19 protein-coding genes are annotated in these 23723 nt (G+C 71.5%); 13 read left to right on the plus strand and 6 right to left on the minus strand.

Annotated elements, in window-relative coordinates:
- Positions 1-262: 262 nt before the first annotated feature.
- Positions 263-3676 carry a WG repeat-containing protein gene (locus AC3WOH_RS21975; protein WP_492231452.1) on the plus strand — a complete coding sequence of 1138 codons (3414 nt, stop codon included), beginning with the start codon at positions 263-265 and terminating at the stop codon, positions 3674-3676.
- A 38-nt stretch (positions 3677-3714) separates the two neighbouring features.
- Here the strand turns inward: AC3WOH_RS21975 and AC3WOH_RS21980 are convergent, their stop codons facing one another.
- Complete coding sequence (locus AC3WOH_RS21980; protein WP_492231453.1) at positions 3715-4599, minus strand: LysR family transcriptional regulator; 885 nt, start codon at positions 4597-4599, stop codon at positions 3715-3717.
- 133 nt (positions 4600-4732) lie between these two features.
- Between AC3WOH_RS21980 and AC3WOH_RS21985 the strand changes: the two genes are divergently transcribed.
- The 6 genes from AC3WOH_RS21985 to AC3WOH_RS22010 all read left to right on the plus strand — a co-directional run bounded on the left by AC3WOH_RS21985 (position 4733) and on the right by AC3WOH_RS22010 (position 11853).
- Complete coding sequence (locus tag AC3WOH_RS21985) at positions 4733-5239, plus strand: universal stress protein (RefSeq protein WP_492231454.1); 507 nt, start codon at positions 4733-4735, stop codon at positions 5237-5239.
- A 25-nt stretch (positions 5240-5264) separates the two neighbouring features.
- Complete coding sequence (locus AC3WOH_RS21990; RefSeq protein ID WP_492231455.1) at positions 5265-6245, plus strand: TerC family protein; 981 nt, start codon at positions 5265-5267, stop codon at positions 6243-6245.
- A 127-nt stretch (positions 6246-6372) separates the two neighbouring features.
- On the plus strand, positions 6373-7362 hold the full coding sequence (locus AC3WOH_RS21995; RefSeq protein WP_492231456.1) for a Bug family tripartite tricarboxylate transporter substrate binding protein: 990 nt from the start codon (positions 6373-6375) through the stop codon (positions 7360-7362).
- Between the two features lie 78 nt (positions 7363-7440).
- Positions 7441-8577: an AraC family transcriptional regulator gene (locus tag AC3WOH_RS22000; protein WP_492231457.1), complete on the plus strand. Its 1137-nt coding sequence runs from the start codon at positions 7441-7443 to the stop codon at positions 8575-8577.
- Positions 8578-8687: 110 nt separating this feature from the next.
- Positions 8688-10001, plus strand: a complete 1314-nt coding sequence (locus AC3WOH_RS22005; protein WP_492231458.1) for a lipase family protein — start codon at positions 8688-8690, stop codon at positions 9999-10001.
- 157 nt (positions 10002-10158) lie between these two features.
- Positions 10159-11853, plus strand: coding sequence for a carboxylesterase/lipase family protein (locus AC3WOH_RS22010; protein WP_492231459.1), 1695 nt, complete (start codon positions 10159-10161; stop codon positions 11851-11853).
- On the opposite strand, the gene AC3WOH_RS22015 is transcribed toward AC3WOH_RS22010, so the two are convergent.
- Positions 11854-12831 (minus strand): GlxA family transcriptional regulator, encoded by a 978-nt coding sequence (locus AC3WOH_RS22015; RefSeq protein WP_492231460.1) that lies wholly within the window; start codon positions 12829-12831, stop codon positions 11854-11856.
- A 97-nt stretch (positions 12832-12928) separates the two neighbouring features.
- On the opposite strand from AC3WOH_RS22015, the gene AC3WOH_RS22020 reads away from it, so the two are divergent.
- Complete coding sequence (locus AC3WOH_RS22020) at positions 12929-13567, plus strand: cysteine hydrolase family protein (protein WP_492231461.1); 639 nt, start codon at positions 12929-12931, stop codon at positions 13565-13567.
- An 8-nt stretch (positions 13568-13575) separates the two neighbouring features.
- On the opposite strand, the gene AC3WOH_RS22025 is transcribed toward AC3WOH_RS22020, so the two are convergent.
- Together AC3WOH_RS22025 and AC3WOH_RS22030 are read right to left on the minus strand one after the other, a co-directional pair.
- The gene (locus tag AC3WOH_RS22025; RefSeq protein ID WP_492231462.1) at positions 13576-15027 is read right to left on the minus strand and encodes a TIGR01777 family oxidoreductase; all 1452 of its coding nucleotides are present in this window, start codon (positions 15025-15027) and stop codon (positions 13576-13578) included.
- A 23-nt stretch (positions 15028-15050) separates the two neighbouring features.
- A complete protein-coding gene (locus AC3WOH_RS22030) occupies positions 15051-15692 on the minus strand; it encodes a DUF4166 domain-containing protein (RefSeq protein WP_492231463.1) in 642 nt (213 codons plus the stop codon).
- A 184-nt stretch (positions 15693-15876) separates the two neighbouring features.
- Here AC3WOH_RS22030 and AC3WOH_RS22035 point away from each other — a divergent pair, with 184 nt between their 5' ends.
- Together AC3WOH_RS22035 and AC3WOH_RS22040 are read left to right on the plus strand one after the other, a co-directional pair.
- Positions 15877-17688: a sensor histidine kinase gene (locus tag AC3WOH_RS22035; RefSeq protein WP_492231464.1), complete on the plus strand. Its 1812-nt coding sequence runs from the start codon at positions 15877-15879 to the stop codon at positions 17686-17688.
- On the plus strand, positions 17672-19045 hold the full coding sequence (locus AC3WOH_RS22040) for a sigma-54-dependent transcriptional regulator (protein WP_492231465.1): 1374 nt from the start codon (positions 17672-17674) through the stop codon (positions 19043-19045). The genes AC3WOH_RS22035 and AC3WOH_RS22040 overlap by 17 nt, the downstream gene beginning before the upstream one ends.
- Here the strand turns inward: AC3WOH_RS22040 and AC3WOH_RS22045 are convergent.
- Positions 19014-19934 carry a LysR family transcriptional regulator gene (locus AC3WOH_RS22045; RefSeq protein WP_492231466.1) on the minus strand — a complete coding sequence of 307 codons (921 nt, stop codon included), beginning with the start codon at positions 19932-19934 and terminating at the stop codon, positions 19014-19016. The genes AC3WOH_RS22040 and AC3WOH_RS22045 overlap by 32 nt on opposite strands.
- Before the next feature lie 106 nt (positions 19935-20040).
- Here AC3WOH_RS22045 and AC3WOH_RS22050 point away from each other — a divergent pair, with 106 nt between their 5' ends.
- Entirely contained in the window at positions 20041-21312 is a 1272-nt protein-coding gene (locus AC3WOH_RS22050; protein WP_492231467.1) for an SGNH/GDSL hydrolase family protein, read from the plus strand.
- 35 nt (positions 21313-21347) lie between these two features.
- On the opposite strand, the gene megL is transcribed toward AC3WOH_RS22050, so the two are convergent.
- On the minus strand, positions 21348-22544 hold the full coding sequence (gene megL / locus AC3WOH_RS22055; protein ID WP_492231468.1) for a methionine gamma-lyase: 1197 nt from the start codon (positions 22542-22544) through the stop codon (positions 21348-21350).
- Positions 22545-22661: 117 nt separating this feature from the next.
- Here megL and AC3WOH_RS22060 point away from each other — a divergent pair, with 117 nt between their 5' ends.
- Both AC3WOH_RS22060 and AC3WOH_RS22065 read left to right on the plus strand, forming a co-directional pair.
- The gene (locus AC3WOH_RS22060) at positions 22662-23117 is read left to right on the plus strand and encodes an Lrp/AsnC family transcriptional regulator (RefSeq protein WP_221480199.1); all 456 of its coding nucleotides are present in this window, start codon (positions 22662-22664) and stop codon (positions 23115-23117) included.
- A gap of 85 nt (positions 23118-23202) precedes the next feature.
- On the plus strand, positions 23203-23424 hold the full coding sequence (locus tag AC3WOH_RS22065; protein WP_492231469.1) for a DUF7661 family protein: 222 nt from the start codon (positions 23203-23205) through the stop codon (positions 23422-23424).
- The last annotated feature ends 299 nt before the right edge of the window (positions 23425-23723 follow it).

Genomic DNA, 23723 nt, shown 5'->3' on the forward strand with positions numbered 1-23723 from the left:
GTGCTAAAGCCGAAGTTCCCCTGCTGCGGCTGGGTGATTGCCGGGGTGTCCGGGCCACGATTTGCCATGGACTGGCATGCGTCCCCAAGGTTCCTTCCACCGGGCTTTGCCCTGCCAAGCCGGCCGAAAATCGCTTGTCCACAGTCTAGGGAGCGTGCCTGGGCCCGGGTGTAGGAGCCCGGCCCAGGTCCGTGTGGTGATCGGCGACGGATGCGGGGGCGGGTATCGCTACCATCGGCGGCCACAGCACCTGTTCACGCCCATGGACCCCCACCAGCCCGCCACCGCCGCCGCCACCCCTCCCGCCGCCCCCTGGATCGCCCGCATCCCCCTGTCGCCCGAGCGTGGCCGCCAGGCCCTGGTGATCGTGCACGCCGGCAAGGCCACGCGCCCGGCCGAGGGGCTGCAGGCGCTGCTGGGCTTCCACGCCGATGGGCAGGGGGGCTGGATCTCCGCCGCCCAGGCGGAGGATGGGCGCTGGGGTTTCATCGATGCCGGGGGCCGCTGGCGGGTGCCGCCCACGCTGGAGAATGCGCGCGGCTATTCCGTCGACGGCCTGGCGCGTTTCCAGCAGGGCGGGCTGTGGGGCTTTGTGGACCTGGCAGGGGCGGTGGCGGTGGCGCCGCGCTTTCTGGATGTGCGGCCGTTCCGGCGCGGCCTGTCGGCGGCGCGGGTGGGCGAGGGCGAATGGCGCATCCTCGACCGCGAGGGGCGCTTCACCTCGGAGGCGCGTTTCCACGACCTCAGCGAATTCGGCGCCAACGGCCTGGCCCGCGCAGTCCCGTGGGATCCGCAGGGCGGCGAGCGCTTGCACGGCTTTGTGGACCGGGAGGGGGGCTGGGCCATCGCGCCGCGCTTCCAGGCGGCCGAGCCCTTTGATGAGTTGGAAGTGACCCCCGCCTCGCTCGACGGCGACCGTTGGGGCCTGATAGATACACGTGGAGAGTGGGTGCTCACACCCAGCTATGCGCTGATCGACGCCTTCAACAGCGCCGGCCTGGCCTACTGCGAAGGGCCCGACGATGGGGACGAAGACGATTGCGCCTACCTCGATGCCCAGGGCCGGGTCGCCGTGCAGGGCGATGCCCACCTGGCCCGGTACATGGCCTGCGGCCGGGTGGCCAGTGACGCCGAAGGCAGCCGCTTTCTGTGCGCCGACGGCACGCCGCTGGCCACCCCGGCCCTGGCCTGGGGCACCCATTTCCGGCCCGCCTGCGGCTTTGCCGTGGTGCGCACCCGCAGCAGCGGCGATGGCGACGAGGCCGTCCCCGCGGCCTGGGGCCTGTTGCACGCCGATGGCAGCGTGTTGCCGGTGGACGCTGCGCTGCTGCTGGAGCCGCTGACCGACGCCGAGGGCTGGATACCCGCCGAGGAGCGCGGCACGCCGCTGGTGCCGTTTCTCACACGCGATGGCCAGGTGGCCTGGATCGACCGGGCCGGCGCCGTGGTCTGGCGTGCCGTGGCCGAGGGGGCGCAGGTGGTGCTGCAGGCCGCCGATGGCAGCCCGCTGTGGCGCAGCGCGGTGCAGGAGGGGGCCGTGGGGCCGCTGCAGCCGTTCTTCCACCCCCAGCCCGCCGCGCACCAGGATGCGGTGGCCGTGGCCCGGGCCCTGCTGGCCGAGGCCGAGGCTGGCCTGCACGGCCTGGCGGCGGGCGCGGCGCTGGAGGGCGGGCCTGCCTGCGACGAGGACGACGAAGCGGACGAGGACGCCGCCCCGGTGCGCCATGCGGTGCGCACGCGGCGGCTGGCGCGCACCTACCTGGGCGAAGAACACAGCGGGCACTACGAGTTCCTGGGCCCGCTGCTGGCCGGTGCCGTGGAGCAGGCCCACGCGGCGGTGCTGCAGGCCCTGACCGCGCACCATGGCCCGCCGGTGCTGGACCCCGAGCACAAAGTCCCCTGGTGGTACCCCGCCGGCCACCTGCCGCCCGCCTGGGCCGTGCCGATGGGCCGCGCCCTGCCGGGAGACAGCGGCGTGCTGCGTGAGTCGCGCGAGCAGTGGCTGTCGCTCTACAAGGTGGATGACTCTGGCGACGGCGATGCCTGGTGGGAGCTGTGGCTGATGGCGGCACCGAGCGTGGATGCGCTGCAGACGGCGCTGCGCGCACGCCAGCAGGCCCTGCCGGCCGGGGAGGGCGGTGGGGGCGGTGGGGGCACGACTGGCGCGGGTGCTGACGACCCGCCCGAGGCGCCCCGCGAACCGCAGACGCGCGAGGAATGGCTGCACACCGTGGCCCGCAGTGGCCGCTCCATCGGCCGGGTGCCGGCACAGTGGCTGGACGACGCCATGGTGGATGCGGCGGTGGCCGACTGGACCGCAGCGCTGGAAGACGTGCCCGCGCGCTGGCAGACGCCCGAGCGCCTGGAGGCCCTGGTGCGCCAGGGGGTGGACAAGGCCACGCAGATCCCGCCCCGCTGCATGACGGCCGAAGGCCTGGCCCTGGCGCGCGCGCTGTACGCGGGCCAGCCCGACTGGGACTGGCGCGACCAGGAGCACAGCCGCGTGCCCCGGCAGTGGAACCACAACAGCCTGCACGGCGTGTGGGCCGGCCTGCTCACGCCGGCGATGGCGCTGGCGGCCGTGCGCGCGCATGCGCCCCTGCGCACCGTGGCGCACTGGCTGCGCACCGACGCGGTGGAAGAGGCCGCCCTCAGCACCAGTCTGGACAACATCCGCGACCTCGACCCCGCCAGGATCACACCCGCCCTGGCCGAAGCCGCCGTGCGCTACCGCGGTGACCGGATCGACGCCATCCCGGCCCATTTGCTGACCCCCCAGCTGTGCCTGCTGGCGGTGCGCAACAACGGCCAGTCGCTGGCCCTGATTCCCGAGGCCCTGCGCAGCGTGGAGGTCTGCGTTGCGGCGCTCCAGGAGTCCTGGAACCAGTTCATGGAAGTGCCCCCAGCCCTGCGGGTGGAGGTGACCACGCAGCTCATCGACGCGGAGCTGGCGAAAAGCGCGCGCAAGAAGAAGCAGCCCGATGCGCCGGAGGCGGGCAGCGAGTGGCACGCCTACCGCGCCTGGGCCCGGCTCTGGGCCGGCGACCACCAGGGCGCCATTGCGGATGCGCAGCGCAAGCAGGGCCGCGCGGCCGACATGCACTACGTGATGGCCAGCGCCTGGCGCGCGCTGGGCCGCCCCGAAGAGGCCGCGCGCGAGGCCGCCAACGTGCTCGCGCGCGAGTCGCCCTACGTCGCGATGTGGAACCGCGCCGAAGACACGCGCTGGCTCCAGGCCCTGGCCCGGGAACACACCGCCCGGGCGCTGGCGGTCGACGATGCGGCGCTGGTGGAGCGGCTGCGCGCGCAGCCCGACCTGCTGGGCGACATCCCGCGCGAGCGCATCACCCACGCCATGGTGGATGCCGCGCTGCAAGACGATGAACGCACCGTGCGCTTCGTGCCGCGCCGCCTCATGACGCCCGAGCGCTATGCCATCGCGCTGGAGCGCAAGTTCAAGCAGTTCGGGCAGATCCCCGCCAGCATGCTCGGCGAGGCGGCCTGCATCGCGCATGTGCGCAACGCGGGCTGGAACCTGGGCGCGGTGCCCGAGGCCCTGCGCACGCTCACCGTCTGCGCCTACGCCGTGCGCCACAGCGCCCGTGCCATCGAGGACGTGCCCGCGGCCCTGCGCGAGCGGGTGCCGGCCGCGGTCCGCAAGCTGCCGCGCGAATAGGGGGCTGCCCCGCCAAGCGGGGACTGACGGCGATCCCCCTAATGGCCGGTCGGCAGCAGCCGCTCCACCAGCGGGTGCAGCACCTTCTTGTGCGCGGCGATGGCAAAGAAGTGCTCCTCCACGCCTGCGCAGGCGCCCACGCGCTTCACGCCATAGTGGGCCGTCAACTCGTCGTGCACCAGGCCCGCCATCGGGAACACGCCCATGCCCGCGGCGCCAAAGGTCTTGAGCAGGGCGCTGTCCTCGAACTCCCCGGTCACGTTGGGCCGGATGGCCTGGCGTTCGAACCACTGGTCGAGCCGGGCGCGCACGGCGGCATGGGTGGTGGGCAGCAGCACGGGCACCTGCGCCAGCGACTGCGGAAAGCCGCGCCGCGCAGCGGCGTACAGCGCGGGCGGCGCGTACCAGGCCAGGGCCGACGAGGCGAGCGGGTGGCTGTAGACCTTGAGGCTGGGGTTGGGCGGTGCGGCGCGGTCGGCCAGCACCACGTCGAGCCGGTGCAGCGCCAGGTCGCCCAGCAGGTCTTCGAACTCGTCCACCAGGCACAGCAGCTTGAGGTGCGGCGCCTGCATCACCGGCTGCATCAGGCTGCGCACGGCCAGCTTGGGCAACTGGTCGGAGATGCCCACCACCAGGCGCACCGTGGGCGCGCCCGCCGCATCGCGCACGGCGGCCGGCAACTGCTCGCCCAGCTGGAAGATCTGCTCGGCCTGGCGCAGCGCGGCCAGGCCCGCCTCGGTGAGCGCCACCCCGCGCCCCGCGGGCTTGAGCAGGGCATAGCCGAGCGCGCGTTCGAGCTCGCGCACCTGGGTGCTCACGGTCTGCACGGCCATGCCCAGGCGTTCCGCGGCGCGCGCCACGCCCCCTTCCTTGGCGACGACCCAGAAGTAGTAGAGGTGCCGGTAGCTGAAGTCGGGGCCCATGCACTGTCCGGTTTTTCAGAACTGTTGCTTCCCAATTATCTGCTTTGACAAAGCCGCCGCAGGGCTATCGTGGAGACCGGCCCCAGCCCCTGGGCGTGGGGCCACCACACCGGTCCACCGGAAGGAGGCAGCCATGTTGAGAGTCCTTGTGCCATCGGATGGTTCCGCCAACGCGGCGCATGGCCTGCGCCATGCCATCGGCGAGTTCGGCAAGAACCGGGATCTTGAAATCCATGTGCTCAACGTGCAGCCGCCGTTCTCGCAGCATGTCTGCGATTTCAGCAGCAAGAGCGACCGCATGGACCTGCACCGCGAGCAGTCCGCGCTGGCGCTGGCCCCGGTGCGCCAGGCGCTGGACGAGGCCGGCGTGCCCTACACCGTGCACATGGAGGTCGGCGACAAGGCCGACTGCATCGTGGAGACCGCGCGCCGGCTCGGCTGCGACTGCATCGTCATGAGCACGGGGCGCAAGAGTTCGCTGGTGCGCATGGTCGAGAACTCGATCACCAACCAGGTGATCGAGCGCACCAGCGTGCCCGTGGAGGTGATCGCCGGCGAGCCCGCCTCGAAGCTGGAGCGCTATGGCATTCCCGCGGGGCTGGGTGCGGGCCTGCTCGTGCTGTGGATGGCCGCCAACTGAGGCGGCGCAGCGCGGGGGCCTGCCCATGACCGGCAGCATCGACACCCTGGCCACCGGCCCGATGTGGGCCGGCTTCATCGCCTTCGTGCTGGCCATGCTGGCGCTGGACCTGTTCGTGCTGGGCGGCAACAAGGCCCACCGCGTTGCGCCGCGCGAGGCCGCGGGCTGGGCGGCGGCCTGGGTGGTGCTGGCCTGCGGCTTCGGCGCGCTGCTGTGGTGGTACCTGGATGGCGCGGCCGGGCGCGAGGTCGCCAACCGCAAGGCGCTGGAGTTCTTCACCGGCTACCTGATCGAGCAGGCCCTGTCGGTGGACAACATGTTCGTGTTCGTGATGGTCTTCGGCTACTTCGCCGTGCCGCCCGAGCTGCAGCGCCGCGTGCTGCTGTATGGCGTGCTGGGCGCGATCGTGATGCGCGCGGCCATGGTGCTGGGCGGCGTCTGGCTGGTGTCGCAGTTCGCCTGGGTGCTGTACGTCTTCGGCCTGTTCCTCGTGGTCACCGGCATCAAGATGCTGGTGCTGGCCGAGCACCAGCCCGACCTGGACAGCAACCCCCTGCTGCGCTGGCTGCGTGGCCACCTGCGCATCACGCCGGGCTTTCACGGCCAGGCCTTCTTCGTGCGCATCGGCGGCGTGCGCCATGCCACACCCATGCTGCTGGTGCTCGTGATGATCGAGGCCAGCGACCTGGTGTTCGCGGTGGACAGCATCCCGGCCATCTTTGCCGTGACCACCGACCCCTTCATCGTGTTCACCTCCAACATCTTTGCCGTGATGGGGCTCAGAGCCCTGTACTTTCTGCTGGCCGACATGGCCCAGCGCTTTCGCCTGCTCAAGTACGGCCTGGCCCTGGTGCTGGTCTGCATCGGCGGCAAGATGCTGGCCACGCCCTGGTTCCACCTGCCCACGCACTGGTCGCTGGCGATCGTGGGCGCCATCATCCTGGTGTCGGTGCTGCTCAGCCTGCGGCTGCCCGCGCCCGGGCCGTCCCGGCGCGCCAGCCACTGACGGCCGGGCGGGCGTGCTGGCTTGCTTGTCCGATTCGGGCCCGAAACTGGTCACAGCGATCATTCTCACGCCAGGGCATGCGGGCGATAGTGGCGGCCCCCCTCCACCATCCCTGCGAGAACCGACCGTGCGCCCTTTCAGAACCTGGCTTCCCTTGCTCCTGCTGGTCTCCACCGCCCTGTGCAGCACCGCGCAGGCGCAGCAGACCTACCCCACGCGCCCCATCACCCTGCTGGCGCCGTTTCCGGCCGGCGGGCAGGCCGACGCGCTGGCGCGCGCGACGGCACCGGCCCTGCAAAAGGAGCTGGGCCAGCCCGTCATCGTGGAGAACACGGCCGGCGTGGGCGGTGCACTGGGCGCGCAGCGCGTGCTCAACCTGCCGGCCGATGGCTACACGCTGATGTTCGGCACGCCCATCGAGCTCATCCAGACGCCCATGGCCGTGGCCGGTGCCAAGTACCAGCCCGACGCCTTTCGCATGGTGGCGCCCGTGGTCTCCACCTACCTGATGATGGTGGTGCGCTCCGAGCTGCCGGTGAACAGCGTGGCCGAGTTCGTGGCGCTGGCCCGCTCGCGCAGCGGTGCGGCCGGGCTCAACTACGGCAGCGTGGGCCGCGGCTCGGCCTACCACCTGGTGGCCGAGCGCTTTGCCCAGGACACGGGCGTGAAGATGGTGCATGTGCCCTACCGGGGCGCGCAGCAGATGATCACCGACCTGGCGGGCGGGCAGATCGACATGGGCTTTCTCGCGATGGGCGGGCCGGTGCCCGGGCTGCTGCAGACGGGCAAGTTCAAGGCCATCGGCTACACCGGCACCACGCGCCACCCGGCCTTCCCGAATGTGGCGACCTTGAACGAGAGCAAGCTGGTCAAGGACTTCAACTTCGACCTCTGGGGCGCCGTGATGGCGAACCGCAACGTGCCCGAGGCCGTGGTCGCCAAGGTGCACGCGGCCGTGAACACGGCGCTGCGCCAGCCGCAGTTCCGCAAGAGCCTGGAGGCCACGGGCGTGATTCCCGCCGAGCCCATGACCCTGCCCAAGGCGGCGGCCTTCTACGCCTCGGAAATCACGCGCTACCAGCGGGTGGGCCAATCGATCGACCTGCAGCCCGAGTAGGCCGCGGCCCCGTCCTGAGCTCCGGCCTAAGGGACTTTCCGGGTAGCCGGGAGCGGGGCCCCGCGGCACCATCGCGGCATGTACTCCCACCTTGCACAGGGCGCGGCGCAGCGCGCGGACCCGGCCCGGGCGGCCATGGCGGCGGTCCAGCGCCCCTGGAGCCAGGCCTCCACGGCCGCGGCGGGCGAGAAGCGTTTCGCGCCCTCCAAGCTCTCGGTGCTGGTCGAGGTGGCGCAGGAGCTGGGCTGGCCCGTGGGGGCCGTGCTGGCCGGCACCGGGCTGGACCGGGCGGCGGTGCAAGACCCCTTCACGCTCACCTCGCCTTCGCAGTTCCTGCAGGCCGTGCGCAACGTCGTGCACCTGCCCCGGGGCTGGGAGGCCGGCGTGCGCGTGGGCGCGCGCCTGCATGCCTCGTGCTACGGCATGTACGGCTATGCGCTGCTGTGCTCCGAATCCATGCGCCAGATGTTCGACACCGGCGTGAAGTTCCACCAGCTGGCCAACGGCATGCTGCAGATCAAGTGGGTCGAGCAGCAGGGCCTGGCCACCTGGCTGCTGCCCTCGCACGACAGCCTGCTCGTGCGCGACGTGGACGCGGCGCTCTACCGCCTGCTCATCGACCTGCAGTTCGCCGTGCATGTCACCCTGTTCAAGGACATCATGGGCCCCTGGTGCGTGCCGCAGCAGGCCTGCTTCACCTGCCCCGAGCCGCCCCACGCCGCGCTGCTGGCGCAGCTGCTGGAGTGCCCGCTGTCCTTCGGCCAGCCGCAGAACACGCTGAGCTACCCGGCCGCCTGGCTGGAGCGCGCGCCCCAGCTGGCCAACCCCATCACGGCGGCCCATGTCTCCAGCCAGTGCATGCGCCTGCTCGACGAGTTCAAGTGGCACGCCGGCATCACCCGGCGCGTGTACCAGGAGCTCACGCGCACGCCGGGCCAGTTCCCGGACATCGAGGTCGTCGCCGAGGCGCTGTGCATGACCTCGCGCACCCTGCGGCGCAAGCTGGAGGCCGAGGGCACTTCGTTCACCGACCTGCTGTCCAGCGTGCGCAAGGCCCTGGCCATCGACTACCTGAGCAGCACGCGCATGGGGGCCGACGACATCGCCGCGGCCATCGGCTTCAGCGACGCGGTGAGCTTTCGCCACGCCTTCAAGCGCTGGACCGGCAAGTCGCCGAGCGAGTACCGCCGCGCGGCGGGCTTCCTGCAGGGCTGATCGATTCCCTCCAGGGTGTCCGCAGCGGACACCCATTGGCCGGCCCCGTCATTCCCCGGACCGACGCTCCCTTCGATACTGGTGTCAATAACCAAGAAGGAGACAACAGGATGACGAAACGCAATGGACTGTGGTGCGGGGCTGCCGCATTGACCGGGCTGCTGTCGGCCTGCGGCGGCGGGGGCGATGATGGGCCGGCGCGCGGCGCGCTGCTGGAGGCGCCGGCCAGCGTGGCCACGCTCTCGGCCGCGCAGATCGACGCCGCCATGGCCGCGGGCGGCCTGCAGGCGCTGACCGGCAAGGCGCGCTGCGACGTGAAGATCGTCGCGCTCAACTACCGCACCGTGGACCCCAAGAACGCCGAGGCCAACGTCTCGGGCGCCATGCTGGTGCCCACCGGGGCCGCCTGCAGCGGGCCCGCGCCGCTGGTGGCCTATGCGCGCGGCACCGATGTGGCCCAGGGGCGCACCATGGCCAGCGCCACCGATGCCGAGACCGGCATGGCCATGGGCTTCCTCGCTGCGCAGGGCTATGCCGTGGTGCTGACGGACTACCTGGGCTACGCCAAGTCGACCTTTCCCTACCACCCCTACCTGCATGCCGATTCGGAGGCGGCCTCGGTGATCGACTCCATCCGCGCGGCGCGCAACGCGGCGGCGGGCGTGGGCGCCAACCTCTCGGGCAAGGTCATGCTGGCCGGCTACTCGCAGGGCGGGCATGCGGCCTCGGCCGCGCAGCGCAACGGCGAGCGCGACAACGCGGCCGAGCTCAACATCGTCGGCGCAGCCCTCATGGGTGCGCCGTTCAATGTGTCGGACTCGGCCCGCCTGCCCATCGCCGGGGTGCAGGTCTTCGTGCCCCTGGCCATCACGGCCTGGCAAAAGACCTACGGCAACATCTACAGCGACGTGAACACGGTGTTCCGCAAGCCTTATGCCGACACCATCGAGAACCTGATCCCCTCGCGCACGCTGAACTTCACCACCATGGTCACCAGCGGCGCCCTGCCCGGGGCCAACGGCGAGTCGCCCGAGCAGGCGCGCGCCGCCATCCTGCAGCCGGCCTTTCTGGCCGACTATGTGACCAACAACCAGAACCCGGTGTACCTGGCGGCCAGGCGCAACGACCTGATGGACTGGACGCCGCGCGCCCGCACGCTGCTGTGCCAGGGCTCGGCCGACCCGACCATTCCCTACGCGGTCAACCAGAAGGCCTTCAAGGCGCTGCTCGACGCGCGCGGCGCCAGCCACGTGACGGCGGTGGATGTGGACGCCCAGGTGCAGGCGGCCTTCGGCACCAACGGCGCGGCGCCCACCGACCCGGCCAACCCGGCCTTTGCCAGGTACTACGGCGGCTACCACGGCAGCTATGCGCCACCGTTCTGCTTTGCGCAGGCGCGTGCCTTGTTCGACACGGTGAAGTAAGCCGGCCGAACCCTCTGACCCCCCGCGCTCGCGGGGGGCTCCTTCCTTTGGATTCCCCACGGGGACTTGGCATTGCCGGGCCTGGCCTGCAAGGGCGGGCCGTGGGCGTTGCACAAGCCACCCCTTCACTGGCAAGAACGATCAGGAGACACACCCCATGGGACACACCCGTTTCACCCTGGCCGCGCTCGCGCTGGCGGCCGTCCTCGCCGGTTGCGGCGGCGGTTCGGAGCAGGACGCCGGCAGCGGCAGCTTCGGCAAGCAGGCCGCACTGCAGGTGCCGCCCGCGGCCACGCTGCGCCAGACCGCGCAGGGCCCCGTTACCGGGCGCGAGGATGCCGCCACCCAGACCTATTCCTGGCTGGGCCTGCCGTATGCCAAACCGCCCGTCGGTGCACTGCGCTGGATGCCGCCGGTGGACCCCGAGCCCTGGACCCAGGCGCGCGCCGCCGACCGCTACGGCGCATCGTGTGCGCAGATGGGCCGCACCTTCAGCCCCGCCCCGGGCGGTGCGCCCTACGGCCTGGCCGTGCGCGAGGGCTTCGGCCAACCCGTGGGCGCCGAGGACTGCCTGACCCTGAACATCTGGCGCCCGGCCACGCCCGACGCCGACCTGCCCGTGATCGTCTTCGTGCACGGCGGCAGCAACATCTCGGGCTATGCGGCCGACCCGATCTACGACGGCGCGGCCTTGGCGGCCAAGGCCAAAGCGGTCGTGGTCACCATCAACTACCGGCTGGGCCTGTTCGGCTGGCTGGACATGGCGCAGCTCAAGACCGGTGAGCCCGTGGCCGACTCGGGCAACTTCGGCACGCTGGACCAGATCCAGGCGCTGAAGTACGTGAAGGCCAACATCGCGGCCTTTGGCGGCAACCCTGGCAAGGTCACGCTGGCGGGCGAATCGGCGGGCGCCGTCAACACCTGGGCGCTGCTCACCGCACCCGCGGCCGGCGGGCTGTTCCACCGGGCCGTGGCCATGAGCGGCGGCATTCTCACGGCTGGCAGCCTGCCGGCGCGGGCCTATGCGCGCTCGCTGCTGCAGGCCCTGCTCATCGCCGATGGCAAGGCCAGCAACGCCTGGACGGCTGAGCTCTACCTGCTCACGCAGAGCAAGGCCCAGGTCGCGGCCTACCTGCGCGGCCAGACCAGCGGCGCGCTGCTGCGCGCCGAGGCCGCGGCAGGGCAGGGCACGGCACCGCCGGTGTTCGTCGACGGCCATGTGCTGCCGCTGGAGCCGCATGTCGCCATCCTCGCCGGGCGCTACCACCGCGTGCCCATGCTGGCCGGCAACACGCGCGAGGAGGGCAAGCTCTTTGGCGGTGCCATCGGCGCCTTCAAGCCCGATGAGTACGAGCGCTTTGGCCTGCAGTACCAGTTCAACCCCGACGCACCGCCCACCCTGGCCGAGTCGGACCTGCTCAACCCCCTGTACCTGCCGGTGGACAAGCCCGTGCTCGGCTGGAACGCCGCTTCCTCGGTGCTGACCCTGGCATTGACCTCGCAGAACGCGCTGTCGCTGGGCACCCTGGCCACGCAGCAGCCGGGGCAGATCTGGGGCTACCGCTTCGACTGGGCGCAGCAGCCTGTGCCATTCAACACCGTGTACGGCGCCGGGCACGCCATGGACCTGCCGTTCTTCTTCGGCAACTTCGGGCCCAGTGTGTTCTCCTTCGGCTTCAGCAGCGCCAACCGGCCCGGCCGCGAGGCCTTGTCGGAGGCCATGATGGGCACGCTTGGCGCCTTTGCGGCCACGGGCAACCCGCAGGGCGGCGTGGGCGTGCCCTGGCCGAACTGGCCCTCGACCCTGGTGTTCGATGCGTCGCGGGAGCAGGCGCGCATCCGCGTCGAGTGACTAGCTCGTGCGGAACTGCTTGCGGTAGGCCAGCGGCGAGACCTGCAGGTTCGCCGCAAAGTGCTGGCGCAGCGAGGCCGGCGTGCCAAAGCCCGCCTGGTCGGCCACGGCGTCGATGGATTCCTCGGTGGTCTCCAGCAGGCGCTGGGCCAGGGCCAGGCGCTGGTGCAGCAGCCACTGGCCCACGGTGGTGCCCATGGCCTCGCGGAAGTTGCGCGTGAAGCTCCTGCGGCTCATCAGCGCCTTGCCGGCCAGGGCATCGAGGTCGTGCGGCTGCTGCAGGTTCTCGCGCATCCAGTCGACCACGGGCGTGAGCCGGTCGCGCTCGGGCGCGGCGCGCACGGGCGTCTCGATGTACTGGGCCTGCCCGCCCTGGCGGTGCGGCGCCACCACCATGCGGCGCGCGGCGCGGTTGGCCACCTCGGCGCCGTGGCGCACGCGCAGCAGGTGCAGGCAGCAGTCGATGCCGGCCGCGGTACCGGCGGAGGTGAGCACGTCGCCGTGGTCCACGTACAGCACCTCGGGCTGCAGATCGACCTGGGGGTAGCGCGCGGAAAAGCGCTCGGCCAGGTGCCAGTGGGTGGTGGCCGTGCGGCCGTCCAGCAGGCCCGCCTCGGCCAGCACGAAGGCGCCCAGGCACAGACCCACGATGGTGGCGCCGCGGCGGTGGGCGCGGCGCAGCGCGTCCAGCAGCTCCGGTGGCGCGGCACGCGTGTCGTCGAACCACGAGGGCACGACGATGATCTGGGCCCGGCGCAAAATTTCCAGGCCATGCGTGACATGGATCGCAAAGCCCGCATTGGTGCGCAGCCCGCCGGGTGCCGCAGCGCAGACCGAGAGCGCGAAGCGGTGGCTGCGGTCCTCGTCGCGGTCCTCGCCGAAGACCAGGCAGGGCACCGACAGGTGAAAGGGGCTGATGCCGTCGAAGGCGACGACGGCCACGGTTTCGGGCCGGGGCGAGGGGGTGCGCGTCAACATGGCCCGATTCTATCGATGATTGGCATTCGGGCCGCTATCGAAAGGCCGCTCCGCTGCCTAAGATTCCACCCATCAACCACTGAAACGGAGCCTTGCCATGTCGACTTCTCCCCGCCGCGCCCTGATCGTCATCGATGTCCAGAACGAGTACTTCGACGGCGGCCTGCTGCCCATCGAATACCCGCCCGTGGCACAGAGCCTGCCGCGCATCCTGCAGGCCATGGATGGCGCGCACGCCGCCGGCGTGAAGGTGGTGGTGGTGCAGCACCACGCGCCCAAGGGCGCGCCGGTGTTCCAGGCCGATGCCCACAACGGCCAGCTGCACCCCGAGGTGGCGCGCCGCCACCGCGACCACCTGATCACCAAGGCCACGCCCAGCGCCTTCACGGGCACCGACCTGGCGCAGTGGGTGGCCGACAACGGCATCGACACGCTGAGCATCATCGGCTACATGACGCACAACTGCGATGCTTCCACCGTCTTCGAGGCCATGCACCGCGGGCTGGCGGTGGAGTTCCTCGCCGATGCCACGGGCGCGCTGCCCTACGAAAACGCGGCGGGCTATGCCAGCGCCGAGGAGATCCACCGCGTGTTCAGCGTGGTCTTCCAGAGCAACTTTGCCGCCGTGGCCAGCACCGAGGGCTGGCTGGCCGCGGTGCGCGATGGCCAGGCCCTGGCCAAGGACAACGTGGTGGTGTCGAACCAGCGTGGCCGTGCCCGGGCCGCCCGCGCCTGATTTCTTCCTCATCTGGCCAGCTCTCGCAGTGCCCCGTCCAGGGTCGGGTACTGGAAGCGGTAGCCGGCCTGCAGCGCGGCCCGGGGCGCCACGTTCTGCCCGTCGAGCAGCAGGGTGGACATTTCGCCCAGCAGCGCGCGCAGCGGCGCCCCCGGCAGGCGCAGCCAGACCCTGCGGCCGAAGGACTGCGCCAGCGCGCGGCTGAAGCCCTCCTGCGATGGGGTCTCGGGCGCCACGGCATTGACGGCGCCGTCCAGGCTGCGCTGCTCCAGCGCATGGCGCAGCAGGCCCACGGCGTCTGCGCTGTGGATCCAGGGCGCGGGCTGCCGGCCGGTGCCGAGCACGGCGCCCAGCCCGAAGCGGGCGCTCAAGGTCAGCATGGGGTAGGCCCCATCGCTCCGGCCCAGCACCACCCCCAGGCGCAGCCGCACCACGCGCACGCCCAGCGCTTCGGCGCGCCGCGCCTCGTGCTCGATGGCTACGCACAGGTCCGACTGGAACTCGCCCGGCCGGGGCGGGCCGTCTTCGGCCAGGGCCGCGCCCGCGGGGTTGTTGGCCGCGCCGTAGTAGCCCACGGCCGAGGCGCTGACCAGCACCTCGGGCACCTGGTGCAGCCGCCGCATCAACTGCACCAGGCCCATGGCCACCTGCGTGCGGCTCTCGACCAGCGCGCGCCGGCGCGCCGCCGTCCAGGGCCGGCTCAGCACCCGGGCGCCCGCCAGGTGCACCACGGCGCCGATGCGGGTCTCGCTGGGGATCTGGTCCAGCCGCTCCACCACCCAGGCGCCCGGGCCGAACATGCCCTCTGCCTGCCGCCCGTCGCGCGATAGCACGATGACGCGCCGGCCTTCGGCCAGCAACTGGCGCACCAGCAGCTCGCCGAGAAAGCCCGTGCCCCCCGCGACCAGCACCGCCGGGCCGCTGCGCTCGCTGGCCGGGCGGGCAGGGGCCGCCGGCTGCGTGGCCTGCCGCTGCAGCCGCAGCACCGCACGCAGGTTGCGCACGCTCCAGGCCAGCACGCCCACGCCATAGGCCGTGAACAACCACGACACTCCGCCGTGCGGCGTGAAGTGCAGGGCGGTGTCCAGGCGCGCCCAGGCCAGCAGCACGGGCACCATCAGCGCCACAAAGCCGCCATAGCTGATGGTGAGCACGGTGTGCAGCAGGCGCTCGAAGGGCGGCAGCCGGCGCGTGCGGTCTTCTTCGAGGAAGTCGGCCAGGGTGATCAGCACCTCGGCCGCCAGCACGAGCGCGAGCACGCCGGCCATCGCGCCGCGCCATTCGAACCAGGCCAGGCCCAGAAAGACCAGGCCGTACAGCGCCTCGCGCGCCGCATGCAGCGCCAGTTCGCGGCGCGCCGACAGGCGCTGCGGCAGGCGCGCCTCCCATTCGTGGTGCCAGAGGTTGTCGAAGGCGCCGAGCACGGATTGGAAGGAAAGGAGCAGAAAAACGGTATGCATGGTGGACTCACTCAGGTGTTCATTCATTCAACGTGCAGGGGGTCGGTGAAGACGCCCGACTGGTAAAAGGTCTCGCCCCATAGCGGGTGCTGCATGGACAGGGTGAAACGGAAGTCGCCGCCGCCCAGGTCGGTGTGGGTCACGCGGCATTGCCCGGGCGACAGCCAGCCGGGCACGGGGATGGAGAGCCGGCCCAGTGCCAGGACGAAGCGGCGGCTCTGGAAGACCAGGCTGCCGTCTTCCTCGAACACATCGAGGGCCATGGCCAGGCCGCCGTCGGTGCGCTCGGTCAACCGAGCGCCTGCGCCGGGCTCCTTGGTCGAGCGCACGGTGGCTGCACCCGCCGCGTCGCCGAACACCCGCTCCCACACCACGCCGCCCTGGCCATTGCTGCGCACCCGCACGGTGGCCGCCAGGCCATGGGCCTGCAGGCCGGTGAGCGGGCTGCCGAAGGCGCGCGACAGGCCGGCATACACCCGGCCGATGGCCGAGCAGCGCAGCTCCATGCGGCCGGTGTAGTCCACGTCGGGGTGGCCGGCACCGAAGCGCCGCCGTACGGCGGCCGGCAAACGGGCCCAGCCCGCGGCGCCGACGTAGTCGGCCAGGTCGAGGTGCCGTGCGGCGTGGGCTTCCGGGGCGAGGGGGGTCAGGGAGGTGGAGGTCATGGCGGTTTTCCTGTGGGCTGCTTGCACCCTCTTCTGCGAAAACCAGGCCAGCCCCTTGCGCATCCGCAAGTCGTTGATTCATTTGGCTTTTCACCGGTGACCTGCATACTTCGTTTACAGTACGCGCAGGCCCGGTTGTCAACGCTGGCAACAGGTCCACCCCCCTCGGCATCCCTTCCCGTCCATGCTCATCCGCGCCGTCCTTGGCTTCTCCATCGTCGAAACCCTGGCCCTGGCCGGCATGCTGCTGTGGTGGGCCGACCGGGTGGCAGGGGCCCGGCTGCTGGCGGCCTTTCTGACCGGCATCGCCATCTGGATCACGGGCAACGAGCTGCCCAACTGGATCGGGCCGGCGCACGAGCAGGCGACCTTCGCGCTGCTGGCCTTCGCGCCGCTCACCTCGGCCTTCTTCTTCCACTTCTGCGTGGTGTTCTGCCGCGTGCCGCTGCCGCGCTGGGGCGTGGCGGCGGCCTACCTGATGGGCGGCTCGGCAACGCTGGCGGCGCAGGTGCTGCTGCCGGCCGAGCTGGTCTACAAGCCGCATGTGGGCTACATCGCCATCGCCAACACGGTGGGCTGGACGGCCAGCCTGGCCTGGATCCTCCTGGGCACCGGCGGGGTGGCGGTGCTGCTCACGGCGCTGGCGCGCGCGCGGCGCCCGGCCTTCAACCAGATCGCGGCCGTGACCGCGTCCTGCCTGTGGGGCCTGTTGTGCCTGGCCGGCTACGGCATCGTGATCCTGGACCTGCCGGTCTATCCCTACCCGCTGCTCGGGCTGCCGTTCTACCCGGTGATCCTGGTCTACGGCATCCTGCGCTACGGGGTCTTCGTCGCCAACGCCTGGGCACGCCGTGCGCTGGCCTGGGCCCTGCTGCTGGCCGCGGGCGCGGCCATGGTGGCGCTGATCCCGCTGCTGCCCATCGAGTCGCGCTGGGCCGGTGGCCTGGTGGTGGCGGCCAGCTGCATTGCGCTCAACGGCCCCGTGCGCCAGTTCGCCGAGCGCCTGGTCTACCCGGGCGGCGCGGTCTCGGCAGCCGACCTGCAGTCCTGGCGCCAGGCGCTGCAGGCGGCCGACAGCATGCCGGCACTGGAGAACGAGGCCAGCCGCTTGCTCAGCCAGCGCACGGGCACCCAGGTGCGGGTGCTGCTGGGCGAGGGCAGCGCCCAGCCCCCCGGCGACATGCCCTGCCTGGTGGGCACGCGCTCAGGCCCCGGCTGGAGCATTGCGTTGCAGGGCTGGGAGGCGGCCCCACCCGGGCCGCGGCGCGTGGCCGAGCTGTTCGGCACCGTGGTGGCCGATGCGGCCGAGCGCGTGGCCCAGGGCGAGCAGATCGCGGCGCGCGAGCGCGAACGCCAGCTGCAGGCGCGCCTGGCCGAGCTGGGCTCGCTGGCGGCCACCGTGGCGCACGACATCCGCAACCCGCTCAACATCATCGCCATGGCCGTGGCCACGGCATCGCCCGAGGTGCGCCGCGAGGTGGCCAGCCAAGTGGGGCGCATCGCCCACCTGAGCAACGACCTGCTCGACTACGCCAAGCCCTGGAAGCTGGTGCCCCAGCGCTACGACCTGGCGGCCCAGGTGCGCGCTGCGGCCGCCCGGCTGCCGCACTGCACGCTGGGGCCTGCGCTGCAGGCGCCGCTCATGATCGATGGCGACGCGCGGCGCGTGGAGCAGGCGCTGACCAACCTGCTCGAAAACGCGCGTGCGGCCGCCGGGGTGGAAACCCCGGTCCACATCCACATCGACGCCGAGCAGCGCCCCGACGCCGTGCTGCTGCATGTCTGCGACGACGGCCAGGGCGTGCCCGAGGAGATCCGCCACCGGCTGTTCGAGCCCTTTGCCTCGCGCAGCCCCGGCGGCACCGGCCTGGGCCTGGCCATCGTGGCGCGCACCCTGGCTGCCCACGGGGGCGCGGTGGCGCTCACCGAACGGCCGCCCTGGACCACCTGCTTCACCCTGACTTTCCCCCTCCACCACGATGCAAAACCCTCCTGATTCGGGCCGTATCCTGCTGGTCGATGACGAGCCGGCCTTTCAGCGCCTGGGCGCCAACTTCTTGCGCGGGCTGGGCCACGAGGTGGTGGTCGCGGGCGATGCCGAGCAGGCCCTGGCCGCCTTCGCCACCCTGCCGGCGCCCGACCTGGTGCTGCTGGACCTGGCCATGCCGCCCACCATGGACCCCGAGGCCGGGCTGGAACTGGTGCCGCGCTTTGCGCGCGTGCCGGTGATCGTCTGGTCCGGCCATGGCGACCACGAGCTGGCCCTGCGCGCGGCCGAACTCGGTGCCTGGGACTTCCTCACCAAGCCCATCGATCCGGACATGCTGCGCTTCGTCATCGGGCGCGCACTGCGCAAGGCCAAACTCGATGCCGAGCTGCGCGCCCTGCGTGCGGCGCAGGCCGGCGACGACATGGGCCTGGTCGGCCAGGCCCAGGCCACGGTGCAACTGCGCGCCATGGTGCGGCGCGTCGGGCCCACGCGGGTCAGCGTGCTGGTGCTGGGGCCCACGGGCAGCGGCAAGGAGCTGGTGGCGCGCGCCCTGCATGCCTGCAGCCCGCAGTCGGACCATGCCTTTGTCGCCATCCACTGCGGCGCGCTGTCGGCCGAGCTGCTGGAGAGCGAGCTCTTCGGCCACTTGAAGGGCAGCTTCACCGGCGCCTACCGCGACCAGCCGGGCCTGGTCGAGGTGGCCCATGGCGGCACCCTGTTCCTCGATGAGGTAGGCGAGATGCCGCCGCCCATGCAGGTCAAGCTGCTGCGCTTTCTGCAGGAGGGCACCTTTGTGCCCGTGGGCGGGCGCAGCGCCAGGAAGGCCGAGGTGCGCGTGGTGGCCGCCACGCACCGCGACCTGGAGGCCATGGTGCGCGACGGCAGCTTCCGCGAAGACCTGTACTACCGCCTCAAGGGCGTGGTGCTGCGCACGCCGGCGCTGGGCGAGCGGCCGGCCGACGTGCCGCTGCTGGCCACGCGATTTTTGCACCGCGTGGCACCGCGCGCCGGCCTGTCGGGCGATGCCCTGGCCTGGCTGGCCGCGCGCGAATGGCCGGGCAATGTGCGCGAACTCAAGGCCTTGGTCGAGGCGGCCGGGGCGCTCTTGCTGCCGGACCAGCCCGAGGTCGATGCGCCGCTGCTGCGGCTGGCCGCGGGCGAGGCGGACGAGGGCCTGCCTGCCGAACCCGCCGCCCCCCTGGAAGGGCTGGGGCCGCTCGATGCCGCGCTGGCCGAGCTGGAGCGCCGGCTGGTGCGCGATGCCCTGCAGGCTGCGGGCGGCAACCAGTCCGAAGCGGCGCGGCGCCTGGGTATCTCGCGCGTGGGCCTGATCAAAAAGCTCGCGCGGCTCGGCCTCCGTTAGCCTTGCCCGGCAGCCGCGCCACGCGCTCGCTCAGAAATTCCACCAGCACGCGCACGCGCTGGGGCAGGTAGGGGCGCGCGGCATACAGCAGGTGCGCCTCTTGGGCCGGGCCGGTGTAGCGGGGCAGCACGCGCGCCAGCCGGCCCTCGGCCAGCAGCCCGGCCACCATCCAGGTGGGCTGCAGCGAGATACCGGCACCGGCCAGCACGCTGTCGCGCATCGCCACGGCGTTGTTCACGCGGTAGCGGCTGTGCACCGGCACGTTCACGGGGCCGGCTGGGCCCTGCAGCAGCACGCCATCGTCACCGGCGGCATAGCGCAGGTAGTCGTGCGCCAGCAGGTCCTGCGGCTGGCGCGGTTTGCCGCGCGCGGCCAGGTAGGCCGGGGCGGCCACCAGCACGCGCGGCCAGGTGCCCAGGTGGCGCGCGACCAGGTCCGGGGGCAGGGGGCCGCCCAGGCGCAGCGAGACATCGATGCGCTCCTCCAGCGGGTGGATGAAGCGGTCGTCCAGCACCAGCTCCAAAGTGATGTCGGGGTAGGTGGCGAGGAACTCGCCGGCCATGGCGTTGAGCCGGCACTGGCCCAGCGCCACCGGCGCGCTCACGCGCAGCAGGCCGCGCGGCTGGGTGCTGCGCTGGTGCAGGTCGGCCACGGCCTCGTCGTGGGCGTCGAGCATGCGCCGCGCGTGCTCGACAAAGCGCTGGCCCTCCTCCGTGAGGCTCAACCCCGCCGGGGCCCGGCGCAGCAGGCGCACGCCCAGCGACTGCTCCAGGCCAGCCACCAGCTTGCTCACCGTGGGCTGGGTGGTGTGCATGGCGCGCGCCGCGCCCGACAGGCTGCCCAGCTCCACGCTGTGAACAAAGGCCGCAAGCGCGCGCAAGGTGTCCATGGGTATTCCAAAATCGAATGCGTTGCATGCCATTTTGCCGTCTGTTCATGGAATCGGGAATGCAAGACAGTGGCGTCTCTTTCAGCCCACCCAAGGATTTGCCACCATGCACACCACCCCGACCCTCACCGCACGCCTGCGCCATGCCCTGCTGGCATTGACCGTTGCTGCAGGCCACGCCGTCGCCGCGCCGCCGGCCGCCCCCGCAGAACACTGGAGCCCGAGCTGGATGGCCGCCCCCCAGCCGCTGTGGGGCGGCGACTTCGTGCTGCCGCTGGGCCTGCCCTTCCAGTACCACCAGCAGACCATCCGCCAGGTGGCGCGCCTGAGCATCGGCGGCACGCAGCTGCGCGTGGTGCTCAGCAACGAGGGCAGCACGGTGCCGCTGCACATCGGCGCGGCGCGCGTGGCGCGCCATGCCCAGGACGTCGGAGGATCGGCCACCGTGCCGGGCACGGACCGCCCGCTGCTTTTTGGCGGCCAGGCCGCCACCGTGGTGCCGCCCGGTGCGCGCTGGGTCAGCGACCCGGTGGACCTGCCCCTGCCCGCGCTGGCCGAGGTCGCCGTGTCGCTGTACCTGCCCGGGCCCAGCGCGCCCGCGGGCTTTCACTTCGATGCGCGGCAGACGGCCTATGTGGCCGCGGGCGAGCACACCGCCGCCCTGCAGCTGCCGGCGTCAGCCACCGCGTGGAGCACCCGCGTCTATGTGAGCGGGCTGATGGTGCAGACCCCGCGGCCTGCCGCTGCCGTGGTCACCCTGGGCGACTCCATCACCGATGGCAACGGCGCCACGCCCGGCGCGAACGCGCGCTGGCCCGATGCGCTGGCCGAGCGCCTGGCGGGCCGGGGCGTGGCCGTGCTCAATGCCGGCATCTCCGGTGGCCGCCTGCTGCGCGACGGCATGGGCCGCGCGGGGCTCACGCGCGCCGCGCAGGACGTGTTCGCCCAGCCGGGCGTGCGCAGCCTGGTCGTGCTGTTGGGCACCAACGACATCGGCTGGCCCGGCGGCCCCTTTGCGCCTGCTGAGCCTGCACTGCGCGCCGAGGAGCTGGTGCAGGGCTACCGCCAGCTCATTGCCATGGCCCGTGCCCACAATGTGCGCATCGTCGGCGGCACCATTCCGCCGTTTGGCGACGCGCTGGCCGGCACGCCGCTGGCGGGCCACTACTCGCCCGAGAAGGACGCCGTGCGCCAGGCCGTGAACCGCTGGATCCGCGAGGCCGGCGCCTTCGATGCGGTGGTGGATTTCGACGCGCTGCTGCGCGACCCGGCCCGCCCCTCGCACCTGCGCGCGGCCATGGATTCGGGCGACCATTTGCACCCCGGCGATGCGGGCTACCGCGCCATGGCGGATGCCATCGACCTGGATGCGCTGTAAGGCACCAGGGGGCGAGTACCTCGGTCTCCCGTGCTTCAGCGGGCTGCCGCTTCCAAGGCCTGGCGCAGGTCGGCCACCAGGTCTGCTTCGTCTTCCAGGCCCACGGACAGGCGCACCAGTCCGTCGCCGATCAGGTGGCGCTGGCGCTCCTCTGGCGAATAGGGCGAGTGGGTCATGCTGGCGGGGTGCTGGGCGAGGCTCTCCGCGTCGCCCAGGCTCACGGCGCGGGTCACGAGCTGCAGCGCGTCGATGAAGCGGCGCCCGGCCTCCACGCCCCCATGCAGGTCGAACGCGATCATGCCGCCCGGGGCCGCCATCTGGCGCCGGGCCAGTTCGTACTGGGGATGGGACGGAAGGCCCGGGTAGTGCACGGCCGCCACCTGCGGCGATGCCTGCAGGAACTCGGCGATGGCCTGCGCCGTGCGGCAATGGCGCTCCATGCGCACGGGCAAGGTCTTGAGCCCGCGCAGCACGAGAAAGGCGTCCATCGGCGACATGCAGGCGCCGGTCAGCTCCTTGAGGCCCACGAGCCGCATCTGCGCCATCAGCTCGCTGCGGCCGATCAGCGCCCCGGCGATCACATCGCCATGCCCGTTCAGGTACTTGGTGAGCGAGTGCACGACCACGTCGGCGCCCAGCTCCAGCGGGCGCTGCAGGCAGGGCGTGCAGTAGGTGCTGTCCACCGCGACCAGCGCGGGGCTGTGGGCGTGCACCAGGGCGCTCACGGCCGCAATGTCCACCAGGCGCATGTTCGGGTTGGCGGGCGTCTCGAACAGCACGAGCTTGGTGCGGGCATTGAGGTGCTCGCGCAATTCCCCGGGCCGTGTGAAATCCAGCGAGCGCGTCACGATGCCGAACTCGGGCAGCAGGTGGCTCACCAGCGCATGCGTGCAGCCGTAGAGCGTGAGGTCGACCAGCAGCTCGTCGCCGGGCCGCAGCAGGGTCCAGATCAGCGTGCAGATGGCCCCCATGCCCGAGCCGAAGGCCAGCGCTGCCTCGCCCCCCTCCAGGGCGGCCAGGCGCTCTTCCAGCATCTGGACGGTAGGGTTGGTGATGCGCGAATAGACCATCCCCGGCTCTTCTCCCGCGAAGCGGGCTGCGCCCTGGGCCGCGCTCTCGAACGCGTAGGTGGAGGACCAGTAGATCGGCGGATTGAGCGCACCCTGGTGGCTCATCGGGCGGTAGCCGGCGTGGATGGCTTGGGTGGCGAGGGACAGGGAGCGGGTGTTCATGGGCAGGGGGCTCGGTGGCGGGAAGTGGATTGGGTAGGGGAAGTTTGCCCACTTGTTGCGGTAATTTGCTTGCTAAAAATAACCCTGTTGATTGGTGTTTGGGTAAGATCAATACTCATGGACAAGCGAGACACCCAGATCCTGCGGACCCTGCAGGACGATGGCCACACCACCAACGCCGCGCTGGCCAAGCAGCTGTGCATTGCGGAGGCGCCGACCTGGCGGCGCGTGAAGGCGCTGGAAGAAGCCGGCGTGATCACCGGCTACCAGGCCGTGCTCAACCAGCAGGCCCTGGGCTATGCGGTCACCGCCTTCGTGCAGATCCGCTTCTCCAGCCACGACCCCAAGCTCCAGCAGGCCTTCGAGGAGCAGGTGCTGCTGATCCCCGAGGTCGTCTGGTGCCACAACGTCTCGGGCAGCACCGACTTCCTCCTGTGCGTGGTGGCCCGCAATCTCCAGGAGTACGGAGAGTTCGTCAGCGCCCGGCTGCGCATGCTGCCGGGCGTCACCTCGATCGAGTCCTCGTTCTCCCTCAAGGCGGTGAAGCAGGGCGGCAAGCTCCCGGTAGGGTGAGCCCAGGCCGCGGGTTGCGCGACAGACCTGCTACAACAGGCAGGCCGCTGCACTCTGCGATGCGGCATTGCAAAGGAGAGGCCCGATGTCCCCGCACCCCCGCTTCAATGTCTTTGGCCGCATCGTCGAGGTGCAGCGCCAGGGCGCGCAATGGCAGGCCTACCTGATCGGGTCGGACGGCAAGCGCGCCCCGGCCGGCTGGGTGGTGCCCGACTTCCTGGAGGCGGACGAGCTCACCCAGTACCTGGCCGACCTGTTCCACGAGAGCGCCATGCCGCACAACGGCGAGGTACACCGGATAGGGTGACACCCGCAGCGCGGCGCGGCGACCCTTGCATAGGGGGCACTGGCTTGGGCCGCGCCAGTTGCGTCCATTGCGGGTGACGCTACCGCCTGCAGGTGCTGTGGCGTTTGTGTCCACGCTGCGTGTTGGTTTGTGTAACTCCTGCGAGCAGATGCGCAGGTGGTTCTGACGCAGGACTCCTGGGCCCCAGTGGGTGCCGCCTGTGACCTGGGCGGATGGGCGGCGCGGGGCGGGCCGACTTCGGTCTGTACCTGGCCAAAGCCCCTTCCTATACTGGCCGCGCTGCACGGCAGGCTGCGTGC

The sequence above is a fragment of the Acidovorax sp. FW305-C-20-28 genome, from assembly GCF_058783375.1.

What these genes read in the sequence shown, in the direction of transcription:
- AC3WOH_RS21990 (WP_492231455.1), top strand. Translation starts at nt 5,265, where the DNA reads ATGACCGGCAGCATCGACACCCTGGCCACCGGCCCGATGTGGGCCGGC.
- AC3WOH_RS22060 (WP_221480199.1), top strand. Translation starts at nt 22,662, where the DNA reads ATGGACAAGCGAGACACCCAGATCCTGCGGACCCTGCAGGACGATGGC.
- AC3WOH_RS22015 (WP_492231460.1), bottom strand. Translation starts at nt 12,831, where the DNA reads ATGTTGACGCGCACCCCCTCGCCCCGGCCCGAAACCGTGGCCGTCGTC.
- megL (WP_492231468.1), bottom strand. Translation starts at nt 22,544, where the DNA reads ATGAACACCCGCTCCCTGTCCCTCGCCACCCAAGCCATCCACGCCGGC.
- AC3WOH_RS22020 (WP_492231461.1), top strand. Translation starts at nt 12,929, where the DNA reads ATGTCGACTTCTCCCCGCCGCGCCCTGATCGTCATCGATGTCCAGAAC.
- AC3WOH_RS21985 (WP_492231454.1), top strand. Translation starts at nt 4,733, where the DNA reads ATGTTGAGAGTCCTTGTGCCATCGGATGGTTCCGCCAACGCGGCGCAT.
- AC3WOH_RS22065 (WP_492231469.1), top strand. Translation starts at nt 23,203, where the DNA reads ATGTCCCCGCACCCCCGCTTCAATGTCTTTGGCCGCATCGTCGAGGTG.
- AC3WOH_RS22000 (WP_492231457.1), top strand. Translation starts at nt 7,441, where the DNA reads ATGTACTCCCACCTTGCACAGGGCGCGGCGCAGCGCGCGGACCCGGCC.
- AC3WOH_RS22035 (WP_492231464.1), top strand. Translation starts at nt 15,877, where the DNA reads ATGCTCATCCGCGCCGTCCTTGGCTTCTCCATCGTCGAAACCCTGGCC.
- AC3WOH_RS21975 (WP_492231452.1), top strand. Translation starts at nt 263, where the DNA reads ATGGACCCCCACCAGCCCGCCACCGCCGCCGCCACCCCTCCCGCCGCC.
- AC3WOH_RS22010 (WP_492231459.1), top strand. Translation starts at nt 10,159, where the DNA reads ATGGGACACACCCGTTTCACCCTGGCCGCGCTCGCGCTGGCGGCCGTC.
- AC3WOH_RS21980 (WP_492231453.1), bottom strand. Translation starts at nt 4,599, where the DNA reads ATGGGCCCCGACTTCAGCTACCGGCACCTCTACTACTTCTGGGTCGTC.
- AC3WOH_RS22040 (WP_492231465.1), top strand. Translation starts at nt 17,672, where the DNA reads ATGCAAAACCCTCCTGATTCGGGCCGTATCCTGCTGGTCGATGACGAG.
- AC3WOH_RS22045 (WP_492231466.1), bottom strand. Translation starts at nt 19,934, where the DNA reads ATGGACACCTTGCGCGCGCTTGCGGCCTTTGTTCACAGCGTGGAGCTG.
- AC3WOH_RS22030 (WP_492231463.1), bottom strand. Translation starts at nt 15,692, where the DNA reads ATGACCTCCACCTCCCTGACCCCCCTCGCCCCGGAAGCCCACGCCGCA.
- AC3WOH_RS22025 (WP_492231462.1), bottom strand. Translation starts at nt 15,027, where the DNA reads ATGCATACCGTTTTTCTGCTCCTTTCCTTCCAATCCGTGCTCGGCGCC.
- AC3WOH_RS22050 (WP_492231467.1), top strand. Translation starts at nt 20,041, where the DNA reads ATGCACACCACCCCGACCCTCACCGCACGCCTGCGCCATGCCCTGCTG.
- AC3WOH_RS22005 (WP_492231458.1), top strand. Translation starts at nt 8,688, where the DNA reads ATGACGAAACGCAATGGACTGTGGTGCGGGGCTGCCGCATTGACCGGG.